The organism is Planococcus notacanthi, assembly GCF_030407825.1.
In the GTDB taxonomy this organism is placed as follows: Bacteria; Bacillota; Bacilli; order Bacillales_A; family Planococcaceae; genus Planococcus; species Planococcus notacanthi.
Genome location: NZ_JASDCQ010000001.1, coordinates 939,222 through 955,296 on the forward strand (window position 1 = coordinate 939,222; position 16,075 = coordinate 955,296).

Here is a 16,075-nt window from a genome sequence, read left to right on the forward strand (position 1 = left end):
CTCCAAAAAACCCTCGCAGACCTTTGTGGTCTGCGAGGGGTTTTTGGGATTTCATATAATTGGTAGTCAATAGCTGAGCGCTTTTTCATACATCCATCTTTTTAGGTTGCCTATTGAATTAAAAGAGATGGCTTCTCCTGTGTCTTTATGTTCTGCTTTTACGATGACATCAAATTCATTGGGAGTAAATGACCAACCGTCCTCCACTAATGCACGCGCCATCTTAACGATCATGCTTGAGCCTTTTATCGAGTCCAAGTTCATTTTCACCATCTCCTTTTTTAAGTAGTTGAACGTAATTATAATCTATTTGTCAGAATTTTAAAACATTTATTACTCGACAATGACAATAATGTGTTTACTGTTTCAATTCTATTCCCAGCAGATTAAAAATCCAAACTTTATTGCTTGGCCGTTAATGAAAGAAAAAAGCTTTGTCACAAATCTGTGACAAAGCTTTTAAGCGGCATAATAAAGAGGAGCAAGTCCAATTTAACTATTTTTTTGAAGTTCTGCAGAATGGTCTTTTGTGAGCTGTCCGACGATAGTGGCCACCACTTTATCGATGTAGGGATCTTTAGTGGCTTTTAAGGAGGCGGACGCAAAAGTACGATGTTTCATGATTTTGTAATAGCCGTACATACTGTCTTCCAATGGCATGTTTTCGTCTGACAAAAACGAAGAGTTCAGTATTTTACCTAACGCGGCATCGTCCTGTGCCACAATCAATGCCGGATTGAGTAAATTGAAATCCCCATCGATCATCCCATTTTCATAAAAAGCATGGAGGGCGGAAATCCGTTCATTTGATAATTCCAATTTTCTTTCATATAAAGAAGGGCAGGTTATCTTTAATTCATTCAAGTAAATTTCTGAAGCATAAACAGCAGAAAAAGCCGCTTGTTCAAATACACTTGGCAACCGCTGGCTATAGGGGTAGCGGGGATTGCTGATGAAATCGTTGCTTCTTTTCAAATACTCAATATAGATTTCGGTAACTTCCAGGATGATGTCTTCTTTTGATGCGAAAAAATTATACAGGGAAGCTCTGCTGATTCCCATTAAACGAGCCAGATCTTGAATCGTCAATGTAATGAATCCTTTTGTCCGAACAGTTTCCATTATTTTTTCAGCATAGGATCGGCGCATGACCCGCCTTTCCTCCGGTGAAATTTTACGCATAAAAACACCCCCATCTTTAGGGAAATTATAGCATATTCAAGCTTAAGGCAGATGGTTAATTTTTCGTCTGCTTGTTTAACAATATCCATGGTGTGGGTAAAGAGGATAAGACCCATTTATTGTAGACTGTTTTTTGGAAAAAAGTCTAAAGTAAAAGAACGGAGATGAACGGATATGACAACAGAAAAAACAGCAATTATTACAGGAGCAAGCAGTGGAATTGGGGAAGCAACAGCCAAAGAGTTAGCGGCTCGCGGCTATTCCGTCTTGCTCGCTGCAAGACGTGAAGAGCGGTTGAAAGAACTGAAAGAAGAAATCGAAGCCGCTGGCGGAAAAGCAGATTATCAGGTAACGGATGTAACTTCTGCAGATGAAATGAAAGCCTTGGCTGATCGGGCAATTGAGAAATATGGAAAAATTGATATATTGGTCAATAATGCCGGTTTGATGCCCTTGTCGTTCATGAACAAGTTGAAAGTCGATGAATGGGATCGGATGGTCGATGTCAACATCAAAGGCGTCCTTTACGGAATCGCTGCAGTCCTGCCAATTATGGAAAAACAGAAGTTCGGCCATATTTTAAATGTTTCTTCAGTAGCCGGCCATACAATTTCCAAAGGCAGTGCAGTTTATAGTGGAACCAAATTTGCAGTGCGCGCCATATCGGAAGGGTTGCGTATGGAAATTGACCCGTCACATGAAATCCGTGTGACTATTGTATCTCCGGGTGCAGTAGCCACAGAATTGACGAACACGATCACCGACGATGATGTGTTGAATGCCTTTAAAGAAGGCGGCCAAATGGAATTGCTCAATGCGCAGGACATCGCCAACGCTATTGCTTACGCTGTAGAGCAGCCGGCGCATGTTGATGTGAACGAGATTCTGATTCGCCCGAGACAACAACCTTAAAGAGAACCTTCAATCAAAGGGGTTCTTTATCTCCACTGGATGTTAGTTGTTCCATAATGACCGTTAAAGCGGGGTAAATCGAAACAAGGATGGAGACGATTCAAATGAAAACCGATTTCTCGAAGATCTATATAAATGGTGAATGGATAAAAGGCTCAAGCGACAGCCAAATGAAAAACACGAACCCTTTTACAGGGGAAGAGCTGGTAACTACTCAGGCAGCAGACAAAAACGATTTGGATGCTGCATACAAGGCGGCTGCTGAAGCACAGGTAGCATGGGCTAAAGAATTGCCGCAAACCAAACGCGAAGTCATTGAAAAGGCATTGGAAGTCATGCTGGAAAACAAAGAACTGATCATCGATTGGCTGGTCAAGGAAGCCGGCAGCACAGTCATCAAAGCGACTGTCGAGTTCGGGGCATCCATTAACATTTTAAAGGAAGCTGCAACATTTCCTTTCCGTATGGAAGGCAAGATTCTCCCTTCACAGCATGCTGGCAAGGAAAACAGGGTCTACCGAAATCCCCTGGGCGTCATCGGCATCATCAGCCCTTGGAATTTCCCATTGCACTTGGCGATTCGTTCAATCGCACCTGCCATCGCAATCGGCAACGCGGTGGTCATCAAACCGGCTACTGATACACCTGTAACCGGTGGGCTGTTGTTTGCCAGCATTTTTGAAGCGGCTGGATTGCCTAAAGGTTTGTTGAACGTGGTAGTCGGCCGGGGATCTGAAATCGGTGATGATATCGTTAAGCATCCGACCCCTCGCTTGATTTCCTTTACCGGATCGACGCCTGTCGGCAAACGTATCGGGGAACTTGCTGGCGGCGCTTTGAAAAAAACAGCACTTGAGCTTGGCGGAAATAATAACTTTATTGTATTGGAAGATGCCGATGTAGACCAAGCGGTCGATTCTGCTTTATTCGGCAAATTCTATCATCAGGGACAGATTTGCATGGCCATTAACCGTATTTTCGTTCATCAGGACATTTACGAACAATTTGCTGAAGAGTTTATTGCCCGTGCCGGCAAATTAAAATTCGGCAACCCAGCAGAGCAGGATACACAAGTTGGTCCATTGATCAACCGCGACCAAGTCGACCGCATTCTCAAAGACATTGACGCAAGTGTCGAACAAGGAGCAGAAGTGCGTCTCGGCGGAAACGCTAAAGACAATGTACTCGAACCGACTGTGTTGACTGGCGTAACTAACGACATGCCACTGGCTGAAAACGAAATCTTCGGTCCTGTTGCAATTTTAATTCCGTTCAGCAGTGATGAAGAAGTGATTGACATGGCAAATGCTTATCCATTTGGATTGAGTGGTGCTGTGCATTCAGCGAATATCGAGCACGGAACAAATATTGCACATCAGATTCACACGGGCATGATTCATGTCAATGATCAGCCGGTCAATGATGAAGCGCATATGCCGTTCGGAGGAGAAAAAGATTCAGGGCTCGGCCGCTTTAACGGCGAGTGGGTCTTGGAAGAATTCTCGACGCTCAAATGGCTATCAGTTCAACACCAGCGCCGCCAATATGGTCCTTTTGTCGACAATACAAAAAAATAATAGATGTTTATACATGCAGCCACCTGATTGTGGCTGTATTTTTTTATTAAGTCAAACAGCAGTTATGGATAAACAATCAATTAGCCAATACAAGGGAATAACAAAGAAAGAGTCGAATCCTATATACAATAGTGAATTTGGAAAGAGGAGTTGATGAACGGTGGCCGGATTGTTTCCACATTTGTACGATACAGCGATGCAGCCGCTGGAGAAGATGCGCTTTGAAAAGATCCGTAGCGGTTTAGTACGGAAAGCGGAAGGCCGGGTATTGGAAATCGGATTTGGGACAGGAGCGAACTTCCGTTATTATCGGAACGTTGAACGGGTTGACGCCATCGAGCCGAATCCCGCTATGAGCAGACAGGCCATCAAGCGAATCAAAAAAGCCCAAATCCCGATTGCTACATACCAGACAACCGCTGAAAATCTTCCCTTCGCGGATAATAGTTTCGATACGGTAGTGGCCACCTTGGTGTTTTGCACCATTCCCAATCCTGAACAGGCGCTGCGAGAAATTCAGAGGGTCAGCAAGCCAGGGGCGAAAATTCTAATGTTTGAGCACGTTATAATGGATCAGAAAATCTTTGGGAAAACTCAGGTAGCCTTGACTCCATTATGGAAAAAGCTCTGTGACGGCTGCCATTTGGACCGTGATACGCTTTGGTTGGTGGCCAATTCGGGTTTGAAAGTCGACAAAGTGACTTCTTACTATAAAGGGCTGTTTTTAACGATTGAAAGCCGCTGTATTCAATAATGATGCTTTCTGCAGCAAGTTATCGCTACTAACAGAAAGAAGGCGATGGACGTGACGGATTATATTCATATTAAAGGGGCTTCTGAGAATAATTTGAAGAATGTCTCCTTAGCGATTCCTAAACAGCAGTTTGTGGTGATTACCGGGCCTTCGGGTTCCGGGAAATCGACATTGGTATTGGACATCATACAACGGGAAAGCCAACGGCAATACATGGAACTGAATGGCATGACCACCAATTTCATCAATAAACCCAAAATGGAATCAATCAGCGGCCTGTCTCCATCCATCGGCATCGGACAGCAGCAATCCACCAACCGAAATCCGCGGTCAACGGTCGGCACGGTGACAGATATGTATACGTACCTGCGGATCATCTATGAAAAATTGGGCGTTCGTGAATGCCCGAATTGCCATGAAAAAATTAGAAAACCCAAAGACTTGGACGAGGAAAGCGAGACGATGTTCTGCTCAGCGTGCGGCTACGAAATGGCAAACCTGAAAAAAGCCCATTTTTCTTTTAATACAATTGAAGGGGCTTGTGAAGCCTGTTCGGGACTTGGGAAAAAGTTAGGGATTCGAACGGAACAGGTGATTGATGACGAGAAAAGCCTGAACGAAGGTGCCGTAGTCATTTGGAATTCTGCAATCACTGATTATTACGGGAATTCAGCAATGGCAGCAGCTAAGCATTATGGATTCACGCTCGACAAAGACTTGCCGATAAAGGAATGGACGACCGTTCAGAAGGATCTGCTGTATTACGGAGTAGAGGATGAAAGGTTCACCAAGAATTATCCGAAAGTGCAGCCTCCTAAAACGGTCGCCAAAGGAAAGTTTGAAGGCGTCTAGACTGGGATGTGGCGAAGGTATCGGGAGAAAGGCGGTAACTCGGGAGAGGCGGACTTTTTCTTTCAGCAGCTTTGTCCGGAATGCCAAGGCACCAAACTGAAAAAGCAGAGCCGTGAAGTCACGGTAGGTGGAAAAACGATTTCTGACGTTTCTCACACTTCATTGGAATTGATACTCGAATGGGTCGAGGAAATTTCTGGAGATTTTAAGCGGAATGACGAATCTGTTGCAGTTTCACTTGTCTTTGAATTGTCAGAAAAAATTAAGCGCATTATTCACGTAGGGATTGGTTATCTGTCGATGGAAAGGCAGTCAGCCACCTTATCCGGCGGAGAAGCACAACGGCTGAGACTGGCTACTATTTTGGGTTCCAGTTTAACAGGCGTTTTGTATATATTGGACGAGCCGACTGCGGGGTTGCATCCTAAGGATACACAAGGGCTGGTCGACGTCTTAAAAAAATTGCGAGAATTGGGGAACTCGGTACTGGTCATAGAACACGACATCGATGTCATGAAACAGGCGGATTGGATCATCGATTTGGGTCCTAGCGCGGGAATAAACGGCGGTGAGATTGTTGGAGAAGGTACGCTGCCAGTTTTGATGAAACAAGAAAAATCGGTGACGGGTGCTTATCTGAAGGAAGAAAAGGCGCAGATAACTATGCGCAGAAAAGGAAATGGCCAGAGTATTACCATTCACAACGCTCACAAGAATAATTTGAAGAATATAACGGTGTCTATTCCGATGGGCTGTTTTAATGCGGTGACAGGAGTGTCGGGTTCCGGGAAATCATCTTTGCTTTTTGACATATTGGCAGCCAGTGGAGAAGAAGGCCATGTGAAAGATGGATATGACAAGATCACGGGCAAAGAAGGGATTAAACGGATGGTGACAGTTGATCAATCCAGTTTGACGCGTATGCAACGTTCCAATGTGGCGACCTATACAGAGGTCTATACACTGTTCCGAAACCTGTTCGCAAAACTGCCTCAAGCTAAGGAAAGCGGCTTGACCGCCAAACATTTTTCCTTCAACACAGAAGGAGGACGCTGCGAACATTGTCAGGGAATGGGTTTTGTATTCACGCCGATGTATTTCCTGCCGGATTTGGAAGTAGTCTGTCCGGTTTGTTCGGGCAAGCGTTTCAAGGAGAAAGTATTGGCTGTGACATACAAAGGGCAATCCATTTCAGACATTCTCAATGCCAGTATTGAGGAAAGCGTCGATTTTTTTATAGGCCAAAACAAAATTGTTTCTACTATAGAACTCCTTAGCGAAGTGGGTCTGGGTTATTTGAAGTGGGGGCAGACTTTGACGACTTTATCTGGTGGAGAAGGCCAGCGCCTGAAGCTCGCGAAAGAACTGAACAGACATGCAAAAGGGGAAACGCTTTATATTTTAGATGAACCTTCAACAGGACTTCACCCGAACGATGTCAAAAAACTGCTGGTTCTGCTCAATAAGCTGGTGGATGAAGGGCATACCGTAATCATCGTAGAGCACAATACGCAAATCATCCGACAAGCCGATTGGGTCATCGATCTCGGACCGGAAGGCGGAGCTGCGGGCGGCAGCGTTATTGCCCAAGGTACTCCTGAAGACATCAAAGCGTGCGAGGATTCCTATACGGGAATATATCTATGACCGACACACGCAGTAAAAAGTCTGAATCTACCCGTAATCTTGAAAGCTTTTAATTGACAATAAAACACCATTTTCTATAATTATTATTAGAAAGAGTAATAATTCACTCATCCATCGGTAAACTGAAACTAAAGGAGGGATAGGTGGTGTAACAGAAAGGCTCTGCTTGTATAGGAAAGGATATAACGGGTTTTAGAGAGTGTCGAAGTAAATTCGTTTAAATTTTTCCGAAGGGAGAGTTTAAAGATGAGACTTTTGCCAAGAAAACGGGAAGATTTTTTCCCGAGCCTTTTTGACAGTAATTTTGAAGTGGATGTATTCGACCGTTTCTTCAAAGAAGCCAATTATCCGCAAGTAGATATAAAAGACGCAGAAGACCATTATGAAGTGGAAGTGGACCTTCCAGGCTTCAAAAAAGAAGACATCTCGGTTGAATACAAAGATGGGTACCTTCAGCTTCAAGGCAAGAAAGAAGAAAACAAAGAAGTAACCGAAAAAGAAGGCCATTATATCCGGAAAGAACGTTCCTATGGTTCTTTTAAACGCAGTTTCTACGTTGGTGAAGTGGAACAAGATGATATTTCCGGATCTTTCAAAGATGGCGTTTTGATGTTGCAGGTGCCAAAATCCAAAGAAGACAAGAAAAAAGAAGAAGGGCATCAGATTCTGATCGAGTAATAACACAGAATGACAAAAGGCCAAACAGCTATATCCGGCTGTTTGGTCTTTTAAAATGGGAGCCCATCAATTTTCGATATTCCCGTCCTACATAAGAATCAAGGTTTTCCGCAGGTTTCCCTGTGATGCGTTCAAAATCATCCGTCACTTCACTCATCAGTCCTTTAGCAGCGGCCTGATACAAAGAAGCAAGTACAGAGCCAAAGCCTTTTGGTTCATCGTAAGTTGAGGCAAATTCATCGTTGGATAATGGAGCGTAAACAATCGGCGAACCACTGATTTGCGTGAACAATTGCGCCAGTTCCTCCATAGACCAGGCTTTGGTTCCAGTTAAGGTATGTTCTTGGTTATGCAAGTCTTCTCTCAAGGCAATCTGGACAATGGCAGTTGAAAGGTCTTTTCTTGAAATGAACGATATCCGCTCATCCGCCACTGGATAAAGGATCTTTCCCCGTCTTGCCAATTCAGGCAGGTAAGGCGGCAAGGGATCGGAATACATGCCATTGCATATATATGTGTAAGGCACAGTTCCGGAAGCGAGACGGCGTTGGACATAGCCAAAAAATGGACTCATCTTGAATGGGTTATTGCCTTGATCCGCCATAAAGCCGATAAACAGAAATTGCTTCACGTTCATTTTTTCAGCTGCTATCATGGCATTTTCAAATTCCATAATTCGGGAAACACTTGGAAAAGTCAGACTCGGAATATAGATAAGGACATCTGTATCTTTGAAAGCTGAAGCAAGTTCTTGCTCGGAACGGTAATTGGCTTGTCTGATCTGGATACCTTGCTGTTGGAACTGTGCCGCTTTGTGGGGATTCCGAACCGTCAGTATCAGCTTTTCAGGAGCAATATGCTTCAGTGCTTCTTCGACTATTTTGGAGCCCAGGTTTCCAGTTGCAGCAGTGATGTTATACCTCATGCAAATTCCTCCAGTCACTAATCTTTTGTTACCTAATGTATTCCCGGATTTTCAAAAAAGTGAACTAAATTTGCCTTTAATGCGTTTTATAAGTAATAGCAGCTTAAGGACAAAATAAGCGATATGGCGATATACAATTCAGTATCAACTGGCCGTATTGGAGCGTATTTAAATTTCGTAAGAAGAAATGATATTCCTGGAGCGCCAACTATAGTAAAGTAGACTTACGAAATATGTAAAAAGGGAGACCGGGGATGGAAAAAAGTACCGATACATATTTATATATGCGAATCAGCGAACAGGACAAAGCGGCATTGGAGCAATTATACGACCGCTATGAAAAAATCTTGTTTTCTTTTCTCTACAAGATGCTGGAAGATCGCGAACTGGCAGAAGAAGCCTTGCAGGAAGTGTTTATCAAGATTTGGCGGGGCAAAGGGATTTACGATGAAAGCAAAGGCAAGTTTACATCATGGCTCTTCAGAATGGCGCAGAATACGGCCATCGATTTAATCAGGAAACGCAAAAAGCCTTCTGTTCCGATTGAAGAGGCGATGCAAATGGCCAGCCACGATCTGCCTGTTGACGAGCAGGTGGAATGGAAGGAAAAGAAAGGCCAAATTGAAACAGCCGTCCAGCGTCTATCGAGTGAACAGCAAAAAATGATTGATTTGTTTTATTTCAAAGGCCATACACACGAAACAATCGCGGACATGTGTGACATTCCGCTAGGGACCGTTAAGAGCCGAATACGGCTGGCATTAAAGAAATTAAAAACATCACTGCACGGAATGCAGGGAAGGGGGGCATATGATGACTAATATGGATTGTGATCAACTAATTGACTATCTGAATGGAACCTTATCAAAAAATGATACGGACCAATTTGAACAACATTTAACATCCTGTACAGAATGCCAGGAAATCGTTGAAGCGACAGGCCAGCTCCCTTATCTTGCAGATCCAATGGAACCGCCGGCAGGCATGAAATCACGTATCCTGTCCAATGTATTCGAAGAAAAGCCGGAACAGCATGACCCGCCTGCAGCATTAAAACCGGAAATGGCTGCCATACCGATTCAAAAGCCTAAACAAAAGTTTCACATCGGGAAGCCACTGATTGCAGCGGTCCTGCTTGCTTCATTATTGGGTAATGCTTATGCATTCATGCAATTATCAGATCAGAATCAAGAACCGGAAACGGCGATACAGTCAATTGAATTAGAGCCGAGTGCTGCATTTTCCGGAACCGCAACGGCGGCAATGATAGAAGAACAAGGAGCATTGAACCTTGTGGTGAAAGCCGACCAATTGGCCGAATTGGATGCCAGCCAGGTTTACCAGGTATGGCTGATCAAAGACGACAAACCGATACCAGCCGGCGCATTCTCTCCTAATCCGAACGGTGAAGGGGCCAGCTATTATCAACTAGAAGAATCCTCAGCAGAATGGGATACCATCGCCATTACGCTCGAGCCCGAGGCAGGGAATGAATTGCCGAAAGGTGAAGTTGTACTGAGTTCAGAGATTTAAACTGGCCGCATTAGCGGTCAGTTTTTTTATTTAAATTCTTTTTTTAAAAAATGTGATCTAAATGAAAACACTCTCCGTTATGTCTATGAAACTATAAAAAAAGAGGAGAGATGAATATGAAATTAAATAAATGTCTTTTAGCACTTCCACTATCTTTGGCTTTATTGGTACCAACAGCAGCATTGGCGGATAGCCACGGTGGCCATTCGGCATCAAGTGAATCGGCGATGGAATCAAGCACTGCAACACCTGCAGCAGAATTGCGCATCACTCTTGATACAGCATTGACGGAACATGCTTTTTTAGCAATTGAAACGATGCGCAAAGGAGCGGATGGAGCAGAAGATTTCGACCAGGCTTCAGCAGCGCTTTTAGCCAACTCGGATGATATCGCAGCAGCAGTCTCTTCTGTTTATGGAGAAGAAGGCGGAGCAGCTTTCCTTGAAATCTGGAACTCCCACATCGGCTATTTCGTGGACTATGTAGTAGCAACAGGTGAGGACAACCAAGAAGCGAAAGACCAGGCATTGGCTTCACTGGAAGAATACAAACAGGAGCAAGCAGCTTTCTTCGATACGGCAACGGAAGGAAGATTGCCGGCTGATGCTGTACTGGAAGGTTTGAACATGCACGTGGATCAGTTGGTTATGGCTTTTGATGACTATGTAGCGGGTGACTTTGAAGCGGCTTACACAGGCGAACGCGAATCTATCCACCACATGAGCATGTTTGCTGAAAGTTTGTCCGTTGCGATTGCAGATCAATTCCCAGATGTATTTGAAGGAACAAATCCTGATACACCTGCAGTTGATCTTCGTGCACAGCTGAATATGACATTTACAGAACATGCAGGGCTTGCAGCGATGGCGATGCAGGACGGCGCGGATGGCGCTGAAAGTTTCGACCAGGCTTCAGCAGCACTTCTTGCCAATGCAGATGATCTTTCTGCAGCAGTAGGATCTGTTTACGGCGAAGAAGCTGGAGCCCAATTCTCTGAAATCTGGAATTCACACATCGGCTACTTTGTGGATTATGTGGTAGCGACCGGTGAAGGTGATGCAGAAGCGCAGGAACAAGCGAAAGCGGATCTTGACGCCTATATCGTAGAACAGGCTGCCTTATTGGATGCAGCGACCGAAGGCCGCATTCCGGCAGCGGATTTTGAAGCCGGTTTGACAGCACACGTCGATCAATTGCTTGTGGCTTTTGATTCGTATGTAGCGGGGGATTACGAGACAGCTTACAGCTCGATTCGTGAAGCATACGCGCATATGACTATGCCGGCAGCGGGACTGTCAGCGGCGATTGTTGACCAGTTCCCGGAAGAGTTCAGTTCCACAGAAATGCCATCAGAAATGCCTGCGACGGGTATGGGTGGCACAGCTGACTCCGGTACGATTCCATACTTGTGGATTTTGGCTGGCCTGATGCTTGCTGGATTGACTACAACACTGGCATTGCGTTTCCGCAAACAATAAAAAACGACTTGAAAACTCTGCAAGACTGTTCCAAAGCTGCTCAATTGGGCTTTTGGAACAGTCTTTTTTCAGTTTATATTGGCTGGGGATATATTTTTTAAGGCCTATCAAAAAGGCTGTTTATAAAAAACCGGAAACGATGCTTGCTGAACAAAAGCAGATGAATGCCTGATTTTAATTCGAAATGTAGTTCATAGCTGTGTAATTCTAAAAAAGATTAAAAATTAGATTGCAATGAAAGAAACAAAACGATATTATTTAAAACGTAACGTTTACGATTTAATAAATACATAGTCAACAGAAGGTACAATCAGAGCATGGGGGTTTTATAGCTCGAAGAATCAACGAATGCAAGTATACAGCTGAGATAGGTGCAGCAAAAACAAAGCTATTATTTTTTTATGCCGTAAATCGTAATGATTACTTTTATGTGAGGAGAGTGGAGAACGTGAAAAAAGAAGTGGGTTTACTGTTGCTTATGATTTTATTCGTATTGGCAGGTTGTACGTCCGCTACAGAAGGACAGCAGAGTGACAATCCGAAAGAACTTGAACTGTTGTTCAATTTTGCGGCGCGGTCACTTGATCCCAATGTGGACAGCAGTTATGTACCGCTTCGGGCGGGAATCACGGAGACGTTGGTACATCTCAATGACGATACGCTGAAGTTGGAGCCGTGGCTTGCTGAAAGTTGGGAAAGTGAAGATGGACAAGAATGGATCATCCAATTGAAAAAAGGCGTTACATTCCAAAATGGCAACCCGATGGATGGGAAAGCGGTGAAAGCATCATTAGAGCGTTCCATAAAGGACAACGTGGCCATCAAAAATGCGCTCCGCATAGCAACGATTGAAGCGGATGGCTTACAGCTGACAATAAAGACAATTTCACCGTTTCCAGAATTTCCATCTGAATTGGTCCATCCGAATACTTCAATTATCGACGTCACCGAACCTGATTTTATCAACAAACCGGAAGGCACAGGACCGTTTGCTGTTTCGTCGTTTATACCCGGTACAGCCGTGGATTTGGTCCGGTACGACGGCTATTGGGATGGGGTTGCCAAGTTAGAGGCTGCCAGGTTTTCGTTTAACGAAGACGCCAATGCCAGGTCGCTGGCACTTGAATCGGGGAATGCGGATATTGTTTTTCGTCCGGAAGTCCAAAACCTGGAGATTCTGGAAGCTTTGCCAGGCATCAAAGTGGAATCCACTTCCACTTTCCGTGTCCACCAAATGACGATGAACCTGGAACGGGAAACGATGAAAGATATCCATGTCCGAAAAGCAGTTGATGTGCTGGTTAATCGCCAATCGATTGCTGAAACGATCTTGAAGGGACATGCTGAAGTGGCAGAAGGCCCGTTTCCCTCAACATTTTCATTTGCTCCGGATTATCCTGAAAAATTAACTGGACTGGAATATGCGAAAGATCTTTTAGCACAAGGCGGATACGAGATAAAAGAAGGTGTGATGGAAAAGCAAGGAAAACCATTGGTTCTTACCTTATTGACCTATAGTGCACGTGCGGATTTGCCGCTGATTGCACAAGTCTTTCAATCGGACGCCAAGCAATTAGGTATTGCAGTGGATATCCAGCAAATTGAGGTTCCCGAAGAATACATGGCTGCCAACCGCGATTGGGATTTGGCGACTTACAGCAATTTAACAGCGCCTCGTGGAGATGCAGGCTATTATTTGAATGCCACTTATCATCCGCATGGCGCATTGAATTTCAGCGGTGCGGATGATGCTGCATTGACAGCGCTGATTGACGAGTTGAATAAGACAGTAGGACAAGAAGCGCGTTCGGCCATCGCTGAAGAAATTGCACTTTATGTAGATGAACAAGTTTACAATTCATTTATTCTTCATCCCAATACATTGGTCGCTTACAACGCAGATAAAGTAGAGAATTGGGTAACTTCAAAGAGCGAGTATTATATGTTGACCCATACGTTGGATGTGAAATAAATGGCGCGGATTTTAATGGGAAGAGCCATCGAAGTGATGGTTTTTCTGTTAGTGGTCACCTTTGTCAGCTTCCTTTTTGCGAGATTGGCTCCTGGAGATCCGGTAATGTCGATTCTTCGTGTTGATGATGTATCTGTGACAACGGCGCAAGTAGAGACGTTGCGAGAGGAAATGGGATTTAATGAACCGCTTCTCGTGCAATATGGTAATTGGTTCATGGATTTTGTAAAACTGGACTTTGGGAAGTCCTATCTGACCAACCAACCCGTTTTGGAAATGCTCCTGAGCGGGCTTCCAGCAACATTGGAACTGACTGTGGGTGCACTAATGGTCATGCTATTGATTGCAGTTCCTTTAGGTTCTTTGGCGGCTATATACCGGAACAGTTGGATCGATCAAGTAAGCCGCTGGATCTCGTTGTTTGGAGCAGCGGTTCCAAGTTTTTGGCTCGGTCTGTTATTGATCGATCTCTTTGGAGTGCGCCTCAATGTGCTTCCGACTATGGGGCGTGATGGCTTTGTTTCCATATTGTTGCCATCGGTTACACTGGGCCTTGCCATTACGAGTGTATATGTCAGGTTGCTGCGTTCCAGTTTGATTGATGCTTTAAGCAATGATTACATAAAAGCGGCTCGTTCGAGAGGGATTTCCGGAGTCCAGATTTTTTTCTTCCATGCATTGCGGGCTGCCTTGCCGCCGGTGATCACCGTTTTTGGCGTCAGTCTAGGCAGTTTAATCGGCGGTGTAGTCGTCATCGAAGTGATTTTTGCCTACCCAGGAATCGGCAAAATGGTGGTGGAAGCTATCAGAGCACGGGACTACCCGGTCATTCAAGGGTACCTGTTCCTGATGGCCGTCATTGTATTTATTGTCAACAGCCTGGTTGACATCTCATACCGCTACTTAAATCCTAGAATCAGAATGCAGGAAAGGAAAGAAAGCTAATGGCCGTTTTGAAAATGAAAATCAGAAAGCGGAATTGGAAAGCCGGAATGTTGGTTATGCTTTTAATCTTGGTGGGCTTCCTTGCAGCCTATACTTTTCTTTTCCTGAAACATGATGCGGATATGGTAGATCTGAATTCGCGGCTATCGCCGATGAGCCTGCTGCATCCGTTTGGGACTGACCATCTTGGCCGTGACGTAATAACACGGATTTTTCTGGGCGCACAGCAGACTGTAGGATATGCCTTCACGGCATTAGCGGCAGCAGTGATGATCGGTTTGCCGATCGGATTGGTGGCCGGTTATAAAGGCGGGATAATAGAACGGATCCTGATGCGCATTGCAGATGCATTTCTCGCTTTTCCGGATACGATTGTGGCGATTGTCTTAAGCGGACTAATGGGACCGGGTATTGAAAACCTTTTACTGGCCATCGTCTTTGTCAAATGGGTGAATTATGCCCGCCTCACCAGGAGCACAGTGGTCAATGAACGGGAAAAAGAATATATTGCCATGGCGAAAATCAATGGTTTAAGCGATGGACAGATTATCCGCAAACATATTTTTCCGCATATCATCGGCAATGTCTTAGTGCTCGCAAGCTTGGATTTAGGGAAAATCATTCTGCTGATTTCATCATTATCCTATATCGGACTAGGAGCTCAGCCTCCAGCTCCAGAATGGGGTGCTATGCTGAATGATGCCCGCCCTTATTTTCAATCCATGCCTTCGTTAATGATTTATCCCGGACTGGCGATTGTGGCCGTGGTGCTCATTTCCAATATTGCAGGCGATTATTTACGGGACAAATTTGATGTAAAAAAGGAAGTGCAACTGTGAATTTATTGGAAGTTAACGAGCTGACGATACAGACGGCAACCCGACAAATTGTAAAACGAATTTCGTTTTCTGTAGAACCGGGAAACTGGCTGGCCATCGTCGGCCAAAGCGGCAGTGGGAAAAGCATGTCAACGTCAGCCATCGGCCAATTGCTGGCGCCGAATCTGAAAGCAGGTGGAGAAATCCTGTTCAATGGCAGCAATCTCCTTGAAATGTCTAGTAAGAAATTGAACACCATACGCGGCAAGCAAATCGCTTATATATTTCAGGACTACCAAAACTCATTTACGCCATTTATGACCATCGGCAAGCATTTTGACGAGTATCAGCGGAACCATCTCCAATTGTCAAAAGCTCAACGACTCCAAAATAGGCAGCAGGCACTCGCTTCTGTCGGACTTGGAGACGAATACGCTGAGCGTTTTCCCTTTCAACTGAGTGGGGGCCAATTGCAGCGTACAGCCATTGCTCTTGCACTGTTGCTGAAACCCGCTTTGGTGATCGCCGACGAGCCGACGACCGCTTTGGATAGCATCTCCTCTTACCAAATCCTGCAACTGCTGGCGCGTTTACAGAAAGAAACGGGATGTGCCATTCTCCACATTACCCATGATCTGCGTCATGCAGCCAACTATGCAGATCATGTTTTAGTCATGAAAGATGGAGACATACTTGAGCAGGGAAACAGGTCTCAGATTATGGAGTTTCCTCGGCATTCCTATACAAAAACTTTGCTTGAAGCAATACCAAGCCTAGGTCAGGCTGAAGAATAAACGGACGG

Annotated in this window: 14 protein-coding genes and 1 pseudogene; 12 read left to right on the plus strand and 3 right to left on the minus strand. The window is 44.7% G+C overall.

Annotation, left to right across the window (positions count from 1 at the left end):
- Window positions 1-66: 66 nt before the first annotated feature.
- Together QMA01_RS04540 and QMA01_RS04545 are read right to left on the minus strand one after the other, a co-directional pair.
- Window positions 67-264, minus strand: a complete 198-nt coding sequence (locus QMA01_RS04540; RefSeq protein WP_191716078.1) for a hypothetical protein — start codon at window positions 262-264, stop codon at window positions 67-69.
- A 228-nt stretch (window positions 265-492) separates the two neighbouring features.
- Entirely contained in the window at window positions 493-1,182 is a 690-nt protein-coding gene (locus QMA01_RS04545; RefSeq protein ID WP_290184721.1) for a TetR/AcrR family transcriptional regulator, read from the minus strand.
- Between the two features lie 174 nt (window positions 1,183-1,356).
- On the opposite strand from QMA01_RS04545, the gene QMA01_RS04550 reads away from it, so the two are divergent.
- The 5 genes and pseudogenes from QMA01_RS04550 to QMA01_RS04570 all read left to right on the plus strand — a co-directional run bounded on the left by QMA01_RS04550 (window position 1,357) and on the right by QMA01_RS04570 (window position 7,602).
- Window positions 1,357-2,094, plus strand: a complete 738-nt coding sequence (locus tag QMA01_RS04550; protein WP_203340022.1) for an SDR family oxidoreductase — start codon at window positions 1,357-1,359, stop codon at window positions 2,092-2,094.
- A gap of 104 nt (window positions 2,095-2,198) precedes the next feature.
- Window positions 2,199-3,671, plus strand: coding sequence for an aldehyde dehydrogenase family protein (locus QMA01_RS04555; protein ID WP_290214389.1), 1,473 nt, complete (start codon window positions 2,199-2,201; stop codon window positions 3,669-3,671).
- A 160-nt stretch (window positions 3,672-3,831) separates the two neighbouring features.
- Window positions 3,832-4,425, plus strand: coding sequence for a class I SAM-dependent methyltransferase (locus QMA01_RS04560; protein ID WP_290214390.1), 594 nt, complete (start codon window positions 3,832-3,834; stop codon window positions 4,423-4,425).
- A 51-nt stretch (window positions 4,426-4,476) separates the two neighbouring features.
- A pseudogene (uvrA, locus tag QMA01_RS04565) lies at window positions 4,477-6,924 on the plus strand (excinuclease ABC subunit UvrA).
- 246 nt (window positions 6,925-7,170) lie between these two features.
- Window positions 7,171-7,602: an Hsp20/alpha crystallin family protein gene (locus tag QMA01_RS04570; RefSeq protein WP_290214391.1), complete on the plus strand. Its 432-nt coding sequence runs from the start codon at window positions 7,171-7,173 to the stop codon at window positions 7,600-7,602.
- Between the two features lie 28 nt (window positions 7,603-7,630).
- Here the strand turns inward: QMA01_RS04570 and QMA01_RS04575 are convergent, their stop codons facing one another.
- Complete coding sequence (locus tag QMA01_RS04575) at window positions 7,631-8,527, minus strand: SDR family oxidoreductase (protein ID WP_290214392.1); 897 nt, start codon at window positions 8,525-8,527, stop codon at window positions 7,631-7,633.
- A gap of 254 nt (window positions 8,528-8,781) precedes the next feature.
- Between QMA01_RS04575 and QMA01_RS04580 the strand changes: the two genes are divergently transcribed.
- From QMA01_RS04580 to QMA01_RS04610, 7 genes are all read left to right on the plus strand, one after another.
- On the plus strand, window positions 8,782-9,348 hold the full coding sequence (locus QMA01_RS04580; protein WP_191715629.1) for an RNA polymerase sigma factor: 567 nt from the start codon (window positions 8,782-8,784) through the stop codon (window positions 9,346-9,348).
- Window positions 9,341-10,060: an anti-sigma factor gene (locus tag QMA01_RS04585; protein WP_290214393.1), complete on the plus strand. Its 720-nt coding sequence runs from the start codon at window positions 9,341-9,343 to the stop codon at window positions 10,058-10,060. Before QMA01_RS04580 ends, QMA01_RS04585 begins: the two co-directional genes overlap by 8 nt.
- 116 nt (window positions 10,061-10,176) lie before the next feature.
- Window positions 10,177-11,538: a copper amine oxidase gene (locus QMA01_RS04590; RefSeq protein ID WP_191715631.1), complete on the plus strand. Its 1,362-nt coding sequence runs from the start codon at window positions 10,177-10,179 to the stop codon at window positions 11,536-11,538.
- Between the two features lie 478 nt (window positions 11,539-12,016).
- Entirely contained in the window at window positions 12,017-13,510 is a 1,494-nt protein-coding gene (gene nikA / locus QMA01_RS04595) for a nickel ABC transporter substrate-binding protein (protein WP_290214649.1), read from the plus strand.
- Window positions 13,511-14,455 carry a nickel ABC transporter permease gene (nikB, locus tag QMA01_RS04600; RefSeq protein WP_290214394.1) on the plus strand — a complete coding sequence of 315 codons (945 nt, stop codon included), beginning with the start codon at window positions 13,511-13,513 and terminating at the stop codon, window positions 14,453-14,455. It abuts the gene before it with no gap.
- The gene (gene nikC, locus QMA01_RS04605) at window positions 14,455-15,294 is read left to right on the plus strand and encodes a nickel transporter permease (RefSeq protein WP_290214395.1); all 840 of its coding nucleotides are present in this window, start codon (window positions 14,455-14,457) and stop codon (window positions 15,292-15,294) included. Before nikB ends, nikC begins: the two co-directional genes overlap by 1 nt.
- Window positions 15,291-16,067, plus strand: coding sequence for an ATP-binding cassette domain-containing protein (locus QMA01_RS04610; protein ID WP_290214396.1), 777 nt, complete (start codon window positions 15,291-15,293; stop codon window positions 16,065-16,067). The genes nikC and QMA01_RS04610 overlap by 4 nt, the downstream gene beginning before the upstream one ends.
- The last annotated feature ends 8 nt before the right edge of the window (window positions 16,068-16,075 follow it).